Genomic DNA, 13,470 nt, shown 5'->3' on the forward strand with positions numbered 1-13,470 from the left:
GCCCTTTCGGAGGATGCCTTTTCTTGACTAATTTATGAGCGGGTTGCTCGCTAATTGCCCGTTTTCAGAGTAAAAAGAGTCCGCGTTGACTCATTTTTCAGTCCGCGTTCTTCAGTTTCGCCAAAGTCTCGGCGAACTGTTGGGCAAATCTGGTGGCGGCGACGGGCAGCGAGCGCCCTTTGAGATGGACAATGAAAAGAGAACCAAGTTTGGATTGGGAGTTCTTCAAGGGGCGCGAGACCAGCTGGTGAGAGACAGCTTGTGGCAAACCAATCTTCAACTCGAATCCGATGGCTTGCGTGCGCGCGACATAGTGTTGAAGCAGAACATAGCTGTCAGCCTCTACGGTCGGAGTAACACGCGTGGATAGCTTGTCGGAGAGGACCTCAATCGTTTTACGCACGCCGTAGTGAGCCGTCGGCAGCGCCAGCGGAAAATCAAGGCACTCGCTCAATGAAACTTCTGTTTTTCCGGAAAGTGGATGATCGCTTGCCATAATCGCATGAATAGGTTGAGGCATGGCAAAAACAGTATGGAATTCCGCCTGGCGCAATGGATCGAAAACGATAGCCAGATCGGCGCTGTAGTTCAAAAGCGCTTCTGCCGCTTCTGACCCGTCCTTGTTCATGACACTGAATGTAACTTGCGGGAATTCGGCTTGGTAATCGCGGATCTGTTCAGGCAGCAGATAGGGTAGGACGGCTTGAGAGCATGCGATTGAGACATGTCCGCGACGCAACCCCGACAGATCGGCGATGCGGGACTTCAGTGTATCCGTTTCGGCCAGATGCTTGCGCATTGTATCGATCAACAACTCACCTGCTGTCGACAGGCGAACGCCGCGGCCAAGACGATCAAAGATCTCGACGTCAAGTTCCTGCTCAAGTGCGATCACGCGCCGGTTTAGCGCCGAAGGCGTTATCGAAAGCTGCTCCGCCGCCTGACGGATAGACCCCGTTCGCGAGATTCGATCGATGTAGCGGTAGATGCGCAGATTTTGCATTTCAGTCCGACTGTTGAGTTTTTCGTCACATTGCCACACGAAATTAGCAGCAGTTTGCACCGGTTGCTTCGAATAGGCTCCTGATTGGAACATTTGGTGGGGTTACACTGTGTCTGCACAAGAATTGTCTGCGTTTGAGCAATCGGTAATCAATAAAATTACAGAAGAGAGCTGGCTAAAGCTGGCCGCTGATCTCATTCGCTGTGGTCAGCCTGACTCTGGCAACGCCCTTGATCCTGACCAACCGCACGCCAAAGAAGAGGCCATCGCCCACATGGTGGCAGGCGAGCTTAAAGGGATGGGGTTTGATGTTGAAATGCCCGTCAAACGCACGGGTCGTCCGAATGTTCTTGGCCGGATCAAGGGAGCCGAAGGTCCGAGCTTGATGATCAACGATCACTTGGACACCTATCCTGTGGTCGAGCCTGAAAAGTGGGACAAGACAGACTTTGACCCTTACAAAGCAACGCGACACGGCAATTTGCTTTTTGCCCGCGGCACGTCCGATACGCGTGGGAACATGGCAAGCGCTCTTTTGGCGCTGCGTGCGGTCACCGATGCGAAGCCTGCCCTTAAGGGTGAACTGCTGGCCTGCTTTACGGTCGATGAAGAACGCGATGGCACCGACGGTTCGATCTTTATGGTCGAAGAAATGGGTTTGAATCCTGACTATTCCATTACCGCAGAGCCAACCGCGTGGGGCGGGCCTGATGGCCCATGGGGCATGTCGATTTCCACGGCTAACTCTGGTCATTGTCTTGTCGAAATCGAAATCACCGGAACAAAGGGGCATATCTGGCGACCGGACATTGTCGCCAATCCAATCTTGGAGGCCGGGCGCCTTTTGGCAGATCTTGAAACCATGGCGTTCAACCATGTGCCCGACAAATTCATGGGGCACACGCCGCCCATGTGTTCGGTCGTGCGTATCCGTGGCGGTTTGACTGGAGAAATCCAGTTTTCGCCAGATACCTGCACCATAACCTTGTCAGTGGTGGGGATCGTACCCGGCATGACGATGGAAAGCGTGTTGCAGGACATCAGTACCGTGGTCACCGGCAAGCTGAGCGGTTCGAATGAAATAACAGCAGCTGTGCGTCAGGTTGCGGGATCGCTTTTCGTGTCGGGTACCGAAAACGTCGAGGCCGATCAAGAACCCGTCGTCACCCTGAGTTCTGTCTATGAAACAATGCGGGGCGAAGCGCCAAAGCTCAACCGCAAGAACGCCTTCAACGATACGATCCGGTTTCGCGAGGCGGGAATCAATGCGGTCACTTTCGGCCCTGGTGAAGACGGTTGGGCTGCGGATAACGAATGGATTTCGATCCCGAAATCTGTTGAGGCGGCAAAGATTTACGCAATAACCATCCTTCGTCTGCTGGGGGCCAATGCGTGAGCGAGACACCCGACACCCTGATGCAGCGCTTGAAAGGGCGCCTCTTCACGCGTTCGAGTGTTTTGTCCATGACAACGGTTATTGTCATGTTTGCCACCTGGGAATTCGTCACGGCAACTGGTTTGGCCAACAAGCTTTTTCTTCCCGCGCCAGAGGCCGTTTGGCAAGCCTTCATCAAAGCGGCAACAAAGGGCTATCAGGGCAATACCTTGCAGACCCATGTGGGCGTCAGCCTTTTACGCATCCTTGCCGCATTCTTCGCAGCTATCATTGTTGGCGTACCCTTGGGCATTTTGATGGGTCTCAGCAAGGATGCACGTGCTCTGCTAAATCCAATCATCGAGTTCTACCGCCCCCTGCCACCGCTCGGGCTTTATACGCTTTTGGTAATGTGGCTTGGCATCGGCGAAGAAAGCAAGTTCGCGCTTTTGTTCCTTGCCGGATTGCCCGGCATCATCATTACGACGACGCAGGCGATCTGGAGTATCGAGCCGATCTATGCACGCGCGGCCCAAGCATTGGGTGCGCGAGGTTGGGATTTGGTCCTGCACGTTTATCTGCCTGCCGCCGGGCCTACGATTTTGGCAGGCATGCGTATTTCACTTGGGTTTATCTACACCGTTCTGGTCGCCGCCGAGATCGTGGCTGCAACAGCAGGGATCGGGTGGATGATCTGGGATGCCGCGAAATTTTTACTGAGCGATGTCGTCATTATGGGCCTGATAGTTCTTGGCCTGACGGGTGTCGCTTTGGACATGGCGATGCGTCAAATCGGACGCTGGCTCATGCCGTGGGAGGCAAGAATCAGAAACTGAGAAACGCAGAAGAACTGCGTCTTTGAAATTAGAAAAGACAACACAACACGGAGACTGACATGAAAAAGTTCCTACTTGGCCTCGCGTCTACGCTCGCGCTGACGTCTGCCTCACTGGCGCAAGAAGCGCCCGAAGAAATCACCATCGGCTATCTGAACCTGGTGAACGCCCAGCTTGTGACCAAGAACCTTGGTTTGGTTCAAAAGCAAATGCCGGGCGTGAAAATCAACTACATCAAGGTCGGTGGTGGCGGTGACATGCTGCGCGCGATTGCAGCCGAACAAGTCGATTTCGGCGGCTTGGGCAATCCACCAACGGCCATCGGCGTTGCGCGCGGCCTGCCCATCAAAGGCACGATGGTGCTGAACATGCTGGACTATGTCGAAGCGATGGTGGTGCGCACGGACAAAGACATTCAATCGTTCAAAGACCTTGAAGGCAAAACGATCGCAGCACCTTTCGGCTCGACGACGCATTACTTGCTTTTGCAAGCCCTTGCGAACGAAGGTATCGATCCGGCCAGTATGAAAATCCTTGATCTGCGACCCAATGATATTGCTGTTGCGTGGGCGCGCGGCGATGTTGATGCGGCTTGGTATTGGGAACCGAACCTCGACAAGGCCGTCAAGGATGGCGGCAACATCTTCATGACCTCAGGAATCATGGAAAAGCGTGGGTATCCTACTTGGGATGTTGGTGTAGTGATGATCGAGTTTGCCGAAAAATATCCGGAGTATGTCGAAAAATTCATTTCGGCTGAATGTGAGGGCATCGACTATTGGATTGATAACCCGAAAGAAACTGCAGCGATTATTGCCGAAGAATTGGAACTGCCACTGGAAGATGCCACGCGCATGATGCGCGGCACCGAAATGGTTCCGTGCGACAAGCAATTGACGGGCCAGTACATGGGCACCGAAGCCGCCGCTGGTGGGTTTGTCGACACGTTGATGGCAACGTCTGAGTTTCTGGTCAGCCAAGACCGTTTGCCGGAAGCTCCGAGCCGGGCCATCTTTGAGGATTTCCTCGAATCGACATGGCTTCAAAATGTTGTCGACGCCAAATGACGACACCACTGACAATAGGCGCGCTGCGGCGCGCCTATCTATCAAGTGAGGCCACACCAACAAGCGTGATGGCCAAACTTGCCAGCCGGTTCTCTGACCCGGATCAGCGCGCGGTTTGGATATCGACCATATCGCCCGAATTTTTAGCGGAACGTTGTGCCAGTCTTGAAGCCGACCCCGCGGCCAAGGATCTGCCACTCTATGGCATACCGTTTTCAGTCAAAGACAATATCAACGTGGCTGGCTTTCAGACAACGGCTGCCTGCCCGGGATTTGCGTATTCTCCAGAAACCTCTGCAACTATCGTTGCCAAAGCTGAAGCGGCTGGGGCGATTTGCATCGGCAAGACGAACCTTGATCAGTTCGCAACCGGCCTTGTCGGTGTGCGCTCGCCCTATGGTATTCCCACAAACCCCTTCAACGCGGATTACATACCCGGTGGCTCCTCTTCGGGCGCCGGTGTGTCGGTCTCGACCGGAATGGTCGCTTTTGCCATCGGAACAGATACCGGCGGATCAGGGCGCGTTCCGGCAAGTTACAACGGTATCTACGGACTTAAACCAGCCCCAGGAGAATGGAGCCGCGCCGGTCTTGTCTACGCCTGCCGCAGTTTCGACACAGCGACGGTTTTCGCCGCCCGGATGGAAGATGCTCTGAAGGTGCATGACACTGTCAAAGGCAGCGACCCAGAAGATGCTTTCAGCGCAGAAATTGTAACAACCAACATTGCCGCTCCACGCGTTGCGATGGCGGGTCCGGAACATATCGAAACCTTTGGAGACGCTGATGTCGCAGCACTTTATGCAGAGGCCCATGATTTGATTTCCAAGACAATGGATGTGGCGGAAGCAGATCTCGTGCCGTTTCAGTCCATCAACGACCTGATGTTCTTCGGAGCTTTCTTGGCCGAACGCGATGTATCGGTGGGTGCATTTATCGACGCAAACCCAGAAGCCTGCCATCCGGTGGTGGCGACGATGATCCAAGCAAGCCGCAAGTTCACCGCAGCGGATGCGTACCGTGCGCTTTACCAAACAGCAGAAGTACGTAAGGCAACAGAACCCTTTTGGGATGCCCATGACGTGTTGGTTACACCAACAGTTGGCGTGCTTGTGTCTCTCGCTATGTGCGAGGAGGACCCGCTTGGACCAAACTTTCGAAATGGAACCTACACGAATTTTGCCAGCCCATTGGGTTTGAGCGCCCTGGCCGTTCCTTTTGGGAAAACGCCCAGCAATGTGCGATGGGGGCTGACCTTGTACACACTTCCTGAACGCTTGCCTGCGGCAGTGGAAATCGCCAAGAGAATTGCCGCGCTGATTTAGACCCGACGGCGTAAAAAATGATCCAACAACGCTGAGGCGTGTCCTGAGATACGCCGGTAATTATTGCGCTCCGTCTTCAGTTTAATCCGCGCCATCGGATGCTGATGCGCTGTTTTTTTCGTCGCAGTCAAAACGAGCATGGAGCCGTCAGCCGATTGATAATTGTGCAGAAAACTCCCTAGGGATCGGGCTGATCAACTGTCTGTCAATTAGTTGTCAATGCGCCGGGGGTGCTGCGTGTGAGCCTCATTCATCCGGGCAAATCGCCCACTCATGTTATTTGGAGATTCTCTCATGTCTCACACGGTACCGAACTTGAAAAACCCACTTAAGACCCGAGTGGCAACGCACTTTTCAGGCCTTGTTCTAAGTGCAGCTTTCGCCACGGCAGCAAGCATCACCCCGCTTCATGCTGAAGAAACCGAAGCCACCATGGCGCTCAATCTTTCACCAATCTCAGGCATTGCCATTGTGGCCATGGAAGAAGGAATTTTTGAGAAGAACGGTTTGTCGATCGCTCAGAGTAATTTCACTTCCGGCAAACAGGCCCTGAATGCGGTTTTGGGCGGGGCTGCGCAAATCGCAACCACAGCCGAAGCGCCGACCACCGCGGCAGCTATGGCTAAGCAGCCCATCGCGTTTCTGGCACGTATGGAATACTCCGACCTGAAGACATTGACGAGTGCCACATCCGGCATCGCGTCGTTCGAGGATCTCAAAGGCAAAAAGATCGCCTTTACTGCCGGTTCGGGCAGTGAAGTTTACACCATGGCGTTGTTGGCAAAAGCAAATCTGACACAAGACGACGTCGAGCTTGTGAACCTGCGTCCGCAAGACATGTTGCCAGCCATGGTCAGCGGCAGCATAGACGCTTACAACACCTGGGAGCCGCATATCAGCAACGGAGAAAAAACCCTATCCGATAAAGCGCTGCAGCTCGACACAAGCGGCGTCTATTCAGAGACGTTCAACATCGTTGTGATGCAAGATTACCTCGAAGCCAATCCCGAACTGATCAACACGTTTCTGGAATCGCTGATTGAAGCCGAAGGCTGGATGAAAGCCAATCCGGAAATGGCGATTGAGGTTGTTGCGACGGCGGTAGGAATGCCGGTTGCTGACCTTGCGGCGATCTGGGACGATTACATCTTTGAGGTGGTGTTGGATCAGCGCCAAGTCGACGTGCTGACCGCGCATGCGCAATGGCGTCTTGATAGTGGCAACCATCCGGACGGCGCGACCATGCCTGACTTCAGCACCGTGATCTTTCCCGAACCACTGCGCAGCATCGATCCTGCACGCGTTAAAGATCCGTTCTGATATGGCGTCGGACAAATTGGCGGCGGAGCGTTCGCAAGAACGTCTTCGCCGCCTTGTTTCTTTTGTTTCGGTCCCGGTTTTCCTTCTGGCGTGGGAGGGTGTTTCTCGTTCCGGGGTGGTGAACTCGGTCTTGTTCCCACCGCCGAGTACAGTTGCGAGATCCTTGTATGGCTGGGCGGCAAGCGGCGAGCTGACAGAAGATTTCTTGATGAGCGTCTCGCGTGTTGTCGTTGGATTTGTCTCAGGCGCCTTGGCGGGCATCATCGTTGGCGTAATGACGGGGCGGTATGCCTTGATCTCGGCCTTTCTGTCGCCGATATTCCAGCTTTTACGTCCCATTCCTCCGATCGCCTTTGTGCCGATCGTCATCCTTTGGTTCGGTCTTGGAGAAATGGGAAAGTACTTTCTGGTCTTCTGGGGCGTCTTTTTTACAGTCTGGATCGCAGCTCATCTTGGTGTGAAACAGGTGGACCCAGGGCTGATCCGAGCCGCGAAATCTCTTGGCACCCCAGAACGCCTCATGCTGCGCGAGGTGCTGATCCCGGGAGCCATGCCTTATATCTTTGTTGGGCTGCGCACGTCTGTGTCGATCTCATTTTATACGCTGGTTGCAGCAGAGCTTGCCGGTACTTTTGCCGGGCTTGCCTACCGTATCGACATCTCACAACAGAACTTGCAGATGGGAAAAATGCTTGGCGGGCTGGTGATGTTAGGCTTGATTTCAGCAGCGGCCGACAAAGCATTTTCGGTTACGGCAAAAAGATTGGTCTGGTGGTAGTGGCGAAAGCGGACCAGATCCGCGGTGGGGCGATTGATCTTGATTCTGTGCGTATCATTTTTGGCGAAGGGCAGGACGCGTTTTGCGCCGTCGACCGCTTTTCTTCCAAGATTGCTGCGAGCGAATTTGTTTGCATTTTGGGTCCATCAGGCTGCGGAAAATCGACGGTGCTCAACGCCGTCGCTGGGTTTGAGCGGATTAGCAGCGGGCAGTTGCTTGTCGACGGCAAAAAAATCAACGGCCCCGGACCGGATCGGGGTATGGTGTTTCAACAACCCACACTTTTTCCGTGGAAATCCGTGCGCGCCAATGTTGCGCACGGTCCTCGCATGCAGGGGCATTCAAAATCCAAATCGCTTGAGATCGCGGACGCGCTATTGTCCTTGGTGGGGTTGGCCGGGTTTGCTGACCGGCGTCCGTCGACGCTTTCAGGGGGTATGCAACAGCGTGTCGGTATCGCGCGTGCGTTGGCGCCATCGCCGCACGTACTTTTGATGGATGAGCCCTTCGGCGCGCTGGACGCGCAGACCAGATTGCTGATGCAGGAGAACCTGTTGCGTATTTGGGCGGACCAAAAGCCAACGGTGGTTTTTGTGACGCATGACATTGATGAAGCCGTTTTTCTGGCCGACCGGATACTAATCATGAGCGCAAGCCCCGGGCGCATCATCGACGAGGTGATTGTTGATTTGCCGCGTCCACGCGATCCGAAACTCTCGCTTTCCGTGGAGTTTCTTTCTCTCAAGCAACGCTGTTTCGAACCCATCCAACAAGAAAGTGCACGCGCTTTCGAGCAACAAATGACTGGCCGACAGCTGTGACGTTCAAGGTAGTTGCCAACCTATTGAAAGCAAAATTGAGCGACATCGCATTCCAGGTCCGTTTTTAGATCAGAATGCAGGAGGCACTCAGCCGCGAACATGAGTGAGTTTCGAGAAAGCCGCGTGGCGCCGCGGAGAAACATCCAAAGTTAGAGTTTCGGCTTGGCCGCTCGTTCAGCAGATTGCGGTTTGGTCCACCGCGTCGCGGAAGACGTAACGATCATTTTGAAACCCTGCGGTTGAGACACTACAACGCGTCTCGAAGCCCCTGAAAATGTGGTATTTTGGCCGTGTTTCAGTAAACTGCGAGTTGGATCACCACATCGGTGAGGGCAACGATTCACCATTCCCGAAGGCCTTGGGAAAAGAAGGGCGTGTGGCGCAGATACTGGTGCGAAATGGAAGCGACCGCACCAATGCCGGCAATCCCGAACAAAAAGGCAAGCTGCATAAAAGCAAGATCTGGGCGCTGATCATCGGGGCGCATGAATTGCAGCACAATGGCCGGTGGAGAAAGGTACAGCTTTGGGTGCACTGGGGCGTCAGCAAAGAAATCTGAGGCCGAGATTGCGAATAGTTCAGAGCGTTCACACTTGTCCTAACAGCCGAATGCATGCCAGCTTCTAGTGATCTGTAACTTGATGGCGACCAGACAAGCGATCCCAACGTTGAAATAGCAAATCGGCTTGGCGCAAATTGTCAAAATGAGGATTTCCATCTGCTTGGCGCGCGTCAGAAATTCGATGTCAAGACGTCGCCAGAGGCGGTGGCGAAAGCGGTGATCAACCGATACCATCCTCCATGATGTGATTTGACATTTGTATTGGGCAATCAGGTGAATGCCAGGTGGCTTAGAAAATCGCAAGCGAAGCGATCAATCTGCAGAGCAAGCTGTTTCGATATTTGCATCTGAATTTCCAAAAACGGCTAAGTTGGGTCCAAAAACCGTCTGGTAAGCCGATCAAGCGAGGTATGCAGGGATACCCTGCATACCCATTGTTTTACTTCGTCAGTATAGCACCGATGGCCGCCCCGAGAAGTGCAGCGCCCAAAGCATCATTGTTGCCGTTATTGCGTCTGGTGTTGTTCGAACTCGGGCGCGAATTGGCCACGGGCGCTGTGTAAGGCGTGTAACGGCCTTCGGTTTGCGAGACCAACAGCTGGTACTGGGGCACGTTCAAATAACCCGTGGGTATCAGACCGTTTGCCACTTGCCAGTTAGACAAACCAGTCCGGGTCTTGCGTCCCCATTGACCGTCCACTTTGCCGACGTTGTGGCCAGCTGCATTCAGGCGTGACTGAATATTGCCGCGCAGCGTCCTGTCAAGTTCCAGCCGCATCTCTGTGGCTTCTGAAGATGGCATTGCGCGCAAGGTGTTGGAAACCGGCAAAACGAGAGGGCCGGCTTCATTGATTTGTGCGCTGCGAGAGTTGGCTGGCGCGGGCGCAGTTGCAGCGGCTGTCACCGTGCCCGTTGACGTGAACACGCCTCCGTTCCCGTTGCCCTCAAGTCGACGGATCATACGACGCGCGTTGTTTGCGTAGAGGCCCTGTGGGAAACTTTCGAGATACGCACGATAGTCTTCCGGGTCTTGCGTCTCGCGTGCCAGATCGAAGAGCATCTTTTGTTCTTCAAGGAGCTGACCGCCCGCCGGAGCGGCACTTTGCGGTTGCGTTGCCAAGGCAGTTACAGCTTCATTCTGAGCGGGTTGCAGACGTGTAACCGGGTTGAGCATCACAGACCCGGTGAGCGACACATTCAGCCAAGGACGCTGTTGTTGGCCCGTGGATTCATATACGTCGCCGGTCACACGCGTGAACACCTCGGCAATGTCCGTATTTTCGGCATCCAGATGGCGCAGCAGCGCCGTGGTAAAGGGCGAGTTCATGCCCTCGCCATCAAGGGCAACCTCGCCGGGGCTCGTTGCAAAAGCAATGGCCATACCCTTGCCGGTGTTTGCTACTTTCATTTCGGCCAGGCCATTTGCGACAGCGGCCGAACGTGTACTTCCCATCGACCGTGAAAGTGTGCTGGCCAACGGGTTGTCTCGACATGCGTCTAGAAACACGAGGTTTACCGCATTCGACAATGACATTTGACGCGTGATGAAATCGACGGCTACCGCCTCGAAATCAAGCGCGGTCTCGTCTTGGAAGGCGGCGTCAACGGGGACAAGATAATTTATCCCATCAACAGCCATACCGTGACCGGCATAGAAGAAAACGTTCACGTCGCTTTCACGCGAAGCACGCGCGAAATCGCGCAGCAGACGTTCCATTCCGAATTTGTCGAGATCAAAACCGGTGTAGGTTTCAAAGCCTAGAGATTCAAGTTTGTTGGACATTGCCTGAGCATCATTGACAGGGTTGGCGAGTGGACTTGCATGGGTATACGCACCGTTGCCAATAACCAGGGCGACTTTACGCTCCATGGTCGCACTAGCCGATTGAGCTGTGAAAATGAGCGCCACGCATACGAGAATAGATTTTAGAGCTTTCAGCATAGTATTCGTCTCCTTCGTGTGCGGGTTAGGAAAGGGGTTGCAAATTGATGATTTCAACACGCCGGTTCAATGGATTCATGAGGTTTGTGGGGTCCATCGGGCGGTTAAAGCCATATCCAATAGGGATTAGCTGATTGTTGGGCACTTCATAATGAACGGTCAGGAACTCCACGACCGCTTGTGCACGGCGTTCAGAGAGACCTTGGTTCATAAAGGCATCGCCCCGTCCGTCCGTGTGGCCTGCTACCTGAAAAGTCATGTTCGCAATGCTGGGATGTAGCAGCGCCTTGGCCAGCGAGCGCAATGCTATCATGCCATCTGTTGTCAACCGCGCAGATCCGAGTTCGAAATTTACGGTGAGATCAACTTTTGGCAGGTCGACATTGGCGGGCAACGGCCCTTGTATGTTAATGCCGCGTTTTGCCACAGGTGTCATTGATCGGACCATTGGACCTGTATTTTGTGGCATGAGTTTTTGGAGTATGGATGTGCTGTCCTGAAAATCCTGCGCTGACACAGGTGCGGCCAGCACAGCAATAAGAAAACAAATTCGTTTAATCATTTTAGGCCTCCACAGAGGGGTTTCACGTTTAAAGTCATCCTTGCACGACAGTAATGTGCAGGACTTCGGCAGAAATTTCGCGCCGGCCACCACCGGCTTCATATTCTTCGTCGAGGCTGCTGTTCAGAAGGTCAAGAAACACTGCCTGATCAACATCACGGACCCCTGACGCACCTCTCATAGTGTATTGCCCCGAAGCGCCTTGTTCGAGGTTTTCCAAAGCGTCGATTGGGCTTCGGGATGCGATCCCGATAATGGCTTCGGTGCCCGCCGGTGCGGAAGCGGTATATGTCTGGCGTCCCTCGCGCCCGTCGCCAAAGCGCAGAACGGTGCGAGGCGGGTGTTGCGGTCGCATCAAGCCTCGCCTGGGCAGCAGGTTCACCACGGTCCCATCAGCCTGAAGATAAGCAAGGTAAAAGAATGCATAAAAATCGGGCGTGACGACTTCGAAAGCCAGACTGTCATCAAACAGAATGTTGGATTGCCCGCTTAACATCCGGATAGAAGGCTTGTCTTGCGAGGTCAGCGGCAATTCCAAGGCTTCCAGAGCAGAGCATACCGGGAAGGGCCGCGTCACAACGTCTTTGGTCAGCGCGGTACCGAAACGGGTGCGCAGCGCATCCAGATCTCCAGGGTTTTGTACGTGGCCTGACAGGTTCAAAGCGCCGCTTGTGCCAACTTTCCAAAACAGGCTCGCACATTCAAACGGGAGATCGATGCGAACCCGCGGCGCAATGCTTTGAGCGCAAGCATTTATCGAGGGAAGCCGTGTCAAAGCGCTGTTCAAATAATCCGCCTGGCCTACTGATTGCAGATCGTCTCGGCAGCCACCACTTGCTGAAGCAGTGACCGGATGGTTGGCGATTTCGCGACCCAGCGCGGCTAACTCACCTTCTGATCTGCCCGGTGCAACTGTCCGCGCGCTCCTCGTGGCGGACGCACGGCTTAAGCTCGTTTCCCATGCGGATAGACGCGCCTCAGTCTGTTCGATGGCGCTTTGCATTTCCAGAATCTGGCGGTTTGCATCGTTCACAAGTGTGTAGACTTCGCGCAAGGCAGCGCCTTGCTGGGCAAAAAGCTGACCGGTCGTAACGGCCAAAAAAGCGCCCATTGTGACAAACGCTATTCGCACCATTGCGATGCCTCCCGGTAGCTGCGCTGGATGCGCCCGTAAGCATTGAGCCCTGTGCGCGCACGCAGAAAACGCTTGTCCATTTCTGCAGGTGTCACGGGTGTTTGGTCCGCCTCGGACATATCGTCATCTGGCCAGCAGCTTTCCAGATGAAAAACCAAATCGCTCAGGTCGCGGCGCGAAATGCTTGCCAGCTGTCCGTCTATTGTTGTTACCATATCCGTCATAAAACTGGGGCAAGCGCTTTCTTCAAAGCTCACTTTAAGGCCTTCGAAGGCCGCGAGAGTAACGTTGATCTCTTTTACCAATCCTTCGAAGCTATCGAAGTATGTATCCAGTTTGGCAGGATTCACATGGCCGGTTTCTGAATCCCTAAAGCAAAGGGCATTTGCGCGGGAGCGTGTCGTTTGCACCGCAACGGCAGGCGTCGGGTCTGTCGAATTCCCCGAAATCCCGGCCAAGGGCGGGCTTGCGACTGAAGCATCTCCCTTTAAGCGCTCAACTTGCAGTGCAATGTTGTTGATTGCCGTATCAATCGCAGAAAGGTCAAGCGCGGCCATATCTTCATCCGTCAGTATCTGCGCTGTACTTTGGTTGCCTGACCAGGCGACGCACAAAACAAGAACAAAAGTTAAGGATGAACGGACCACGCTTATTAACCTCCTTACTACTAAGTTAACGAATCAATTGATTATTTATAATCCGTTAATGATAGTCTGTGGAAATGTGTGTCGCAACAATCGGCAT

The 13,470-nt window shown here is 54.1% G+C and carries 13 protein-coding genes; 8 read left to right on the forward strand and 5 right to left on the reverse strand.

Translation table 11 applies throughout. The annotated features are described in order from the left end of the window. Nucleotides 1-97 precede the first annotated feature (97 nt). Nucleotides 98-1,003 carry a LysR family transcriptional regulator gene (locus AB8B75_RS01075; RefSeq protein WP_405359164.1) on the reverse strand — a complete coding sequence of 302 codons (906 nt, stop codon included), beginning with the start codon at nt 1,001-1,003 and terminating at the stop codon, nt 98-100. A 109-nt stretch (nt 1,004-1,112) separates the two neighbouring features. On the opposite strand from AB8B75_RS01075, the gene AB8B75_RS01080 reads away from it, so the two are divergent. The 8 genes from AB8B75_RS01080 to AB8B75_RS01115 all read left to right on the forward strand — a co-directional run bounded on the left by AB8B75_RS01080 (nt 1,113) and on the right by AB8B75_RS01115 (nt 9,084). Beyond that, nucleotides 1,113-2,399 carry a M20 family metallopeptidase gene (locus tag AB8B75_RS01080; protein ID WP_405359166.1) on the forward strand — a complete coding sequence of 429 codons (1,287 nt, stop codon included), beginning with the start codon at nt 1,113-1,115 and terminating at the stop codon, nt 2,397-2,399. Further along, the gene (locus tag AB8B75_RS01085) at nt 2,396-3,214 is read left to right on the forward strand and encodes an ABC transporter permease (protein ID WP_405359167.1); all 819 of its coding nucleotides are present in this window, start codon (nt 2,396-2,398) and stop codon (nt 3,212-3,214) included. The genes AB8B75_RS01080 and AB8B75_RS01085 overlap by 4 nt, the downstream gene beginning before the upstream one ends. Nucleotides 3,215-3,273: 59 nt before the next feature. Further along, entirely contained in the window at nt 3,274-4,281 is a 1,008-nt protein-coding gene (locus tag AB8B75_RS01090; RefSeq protein WP_405359169.1) for an ABC transporter substrate-binding protein, read from the forward strand. Next, entirely contained in the window at nt 4,278-5,606 is a 1,329-nt protein-coding gene (locus AB8B75_RS01095; RefSeq protein WP_405359170.1) for an amidase family protein, read from the forward strand. The genes AB8B75_RS01090 and AB8B75_RS01095 overlap by 4 nt, the downstream gene beginning before the upstream one ends. Nucleotides 5,607-5,900: 294 nt before the next feature. Beyond that, nucleotides 5,901-6,926, forward strand: coding sequence for an ABC transporter substrate-binding protein (locus tag AB8B75_RS01100; protein ID WP_405359172.1), 1,026 nt, complete (start codon nt 5,901-5,903; stop codon nt 6,924-6,926). A gap of 1 nt (nt 6,927) precedes the next feature. Then, nucleotides 6,928-7,704, forward strand: a complete 777-nt coding sequence (locus AB8B75_RS01105; protein WP_405359174.1) for an ABC transporter permease — start codon at nt 6,928-6,930, stop codon at nt 7,702-7,704. Next, on the forward strand, nt 7,698-8,525 hold the full coding sequence (locus AB8B75_RS01110) for an ABC transporter ATP-binding protein (RefSeq protein ID WP_405359176.1): 828 nt from the start codon (nt 7,698-7,700) through the stop codon (nt 8,523-8,525). The genes AB8B75_RS01105 and AB8B75_RS01110 overlap by 7 nt, the downstream gene beginning before the upstream one ends. A gap of 274 nt (nt 8,526-8,799) precedes the next feature. Further along, the gene (locus tag AB8B75_RS01115) at nt 8,800-9,084 is read left to right on the forward strand and encodes a hypothetical protein (RefSeq protein ID WP_405359178.1); all 285 of its coding nucleotides are present in this window, start codon (nt 8,800-8,802) and stop codon (nt 9,082-9,084) included. Between the two features lie 442 nt (nt 9,085-9,526). On the opposite strand, the gene AB8B75_RS01120 is transcribed toward AB8B75_RS01115, so the two are convergent. From AB8B75_RS01120 to AB8B75_RS01135, 4 genes are read right to left on the reverse strand one after another with little or no spacing between them, the layout of a single operon-like run. After that, nucleotides 9,527-11,029, reverse strand: a complete 1,503-nt coding sequence (locus AB8B75_RS01120; protein ID WP_405359180.1) for a caspase family protein — start codon at nt 11,027-11,029, stop codon at nt 9,527-9,529. 25 nt (nt 11,030-11,054) lie between these two features. After that, the gene (locus AB8B75_RS01125; protein WP_405359181.1) at nt 11,055-11,591 is read right to left on the reverse strand and encodes an OmpA family protein; all 537 of its coding nucleotides are present in this window, start codon (nt 11,589-11,591) and stop codon (nt 11,055-11,057) included. Between the two features lie 34 nt (nt 11,592-11,625). Beyond that, a complete protein-coding gene (locus AB8B75_RS01130; protein ID WP_405359183.1) occupies nt 11,626-12,726 on the reverse strand; it encodes a hypothetical protein in 1,101 nt (366 codons plus the stop codon). Then, a complete protein-coding gene (locus tag AB8B75_RS01135) occupies nt 12,714-13,373 on the reverse strand; it encodes a hypothetical protein (RefSeq protein ID WP_405359185.1) in 660 nt (219 codons plus the stop codon). Before AB8B75_RS01135 ends, AB8B75_RS01130 begins: the two co-directional genes overlap by 13 nt. Between the last annotated feature and the right edge of the window lie 97 nt (nt 13,374-13,470).

It is taken from the genome of Roseobacter sp., from assembly GCF_045106495.1.
Lineage (GTDB): Bacteria > Pseudomonadota > Alphaproteobacteria > Rhodobacterales > Rhodobacteraceae > Roseobacter.

Excerpts from the sequence above, each read along its gene's own strand:
- AB8B75_RS01115 (WP_405359178.1), top strand. The coding sequence starts at position 8,800 with ATGTGGTATTTTGGCCGTGTTTCAGTAAACTGCGAGTTGGATCACCAC.
- AB8B75_RS01100 (WP_405359172.1), top strand. The coding sequence starts at position 5,901 with ATGTCTCACACGGTACCGAACTTGAAAAACCCACTTAAGACCCGAGTG.
- AB8B75_RS01105 (WP_405359174.1), top strand. The coding sequence starts at position 6,928 with ATGGCGTCGGACAAATTGGCGGCGGAGCGTTCGCAAGAACGTCTTCGC.
- AB8B75_RS01090 (WP_405359169.1), top strand. The coding sequence starts at position 3,274 with ATGAAAAAGTTCCTACTTGGCCTCGCGTCTACGCTCGCGCTGACGTCT.
- AB8B75_RS01120 (WP_405359180.1), bottom strand. The coding sequence starts at position 11,029 with ATGCTGAAAGCTCTAAAATCTATTCTCGTATGCGTGGCGCTCATTTTC.
- AB8B75_RS01125 (WP_405359181.1), bottom strand. The coding sequence starts at position 11,591 with ATGATTAAACGAATTTGTTTTCTTATTGCTGTGCTGGCCGCACCTGTG.
- AB8B75_RS01075 (WP_405359164.1), bottom strand. The coding sequence starts at position 1,003 with ATGCAAAATCTGCGCATCTACCGCTACATCGATCGAATCTCGCGAACG.
- AB8B75_RS01130 (WP_405359183.1), bottom strand. The coding sequence starts at position 12,726 with ATGGTGCGAATAGCGTTTGTCACAATGGGCGCTTTTTTGGCCGTTACG.
- AB8B75_RS01095 (WP_405359170.1), top strand. The coding sequence starts at position 4,278 with ATGACGACACCACTGACAATAGGCGCGCTGCGGCGCGCCTATCTATCA.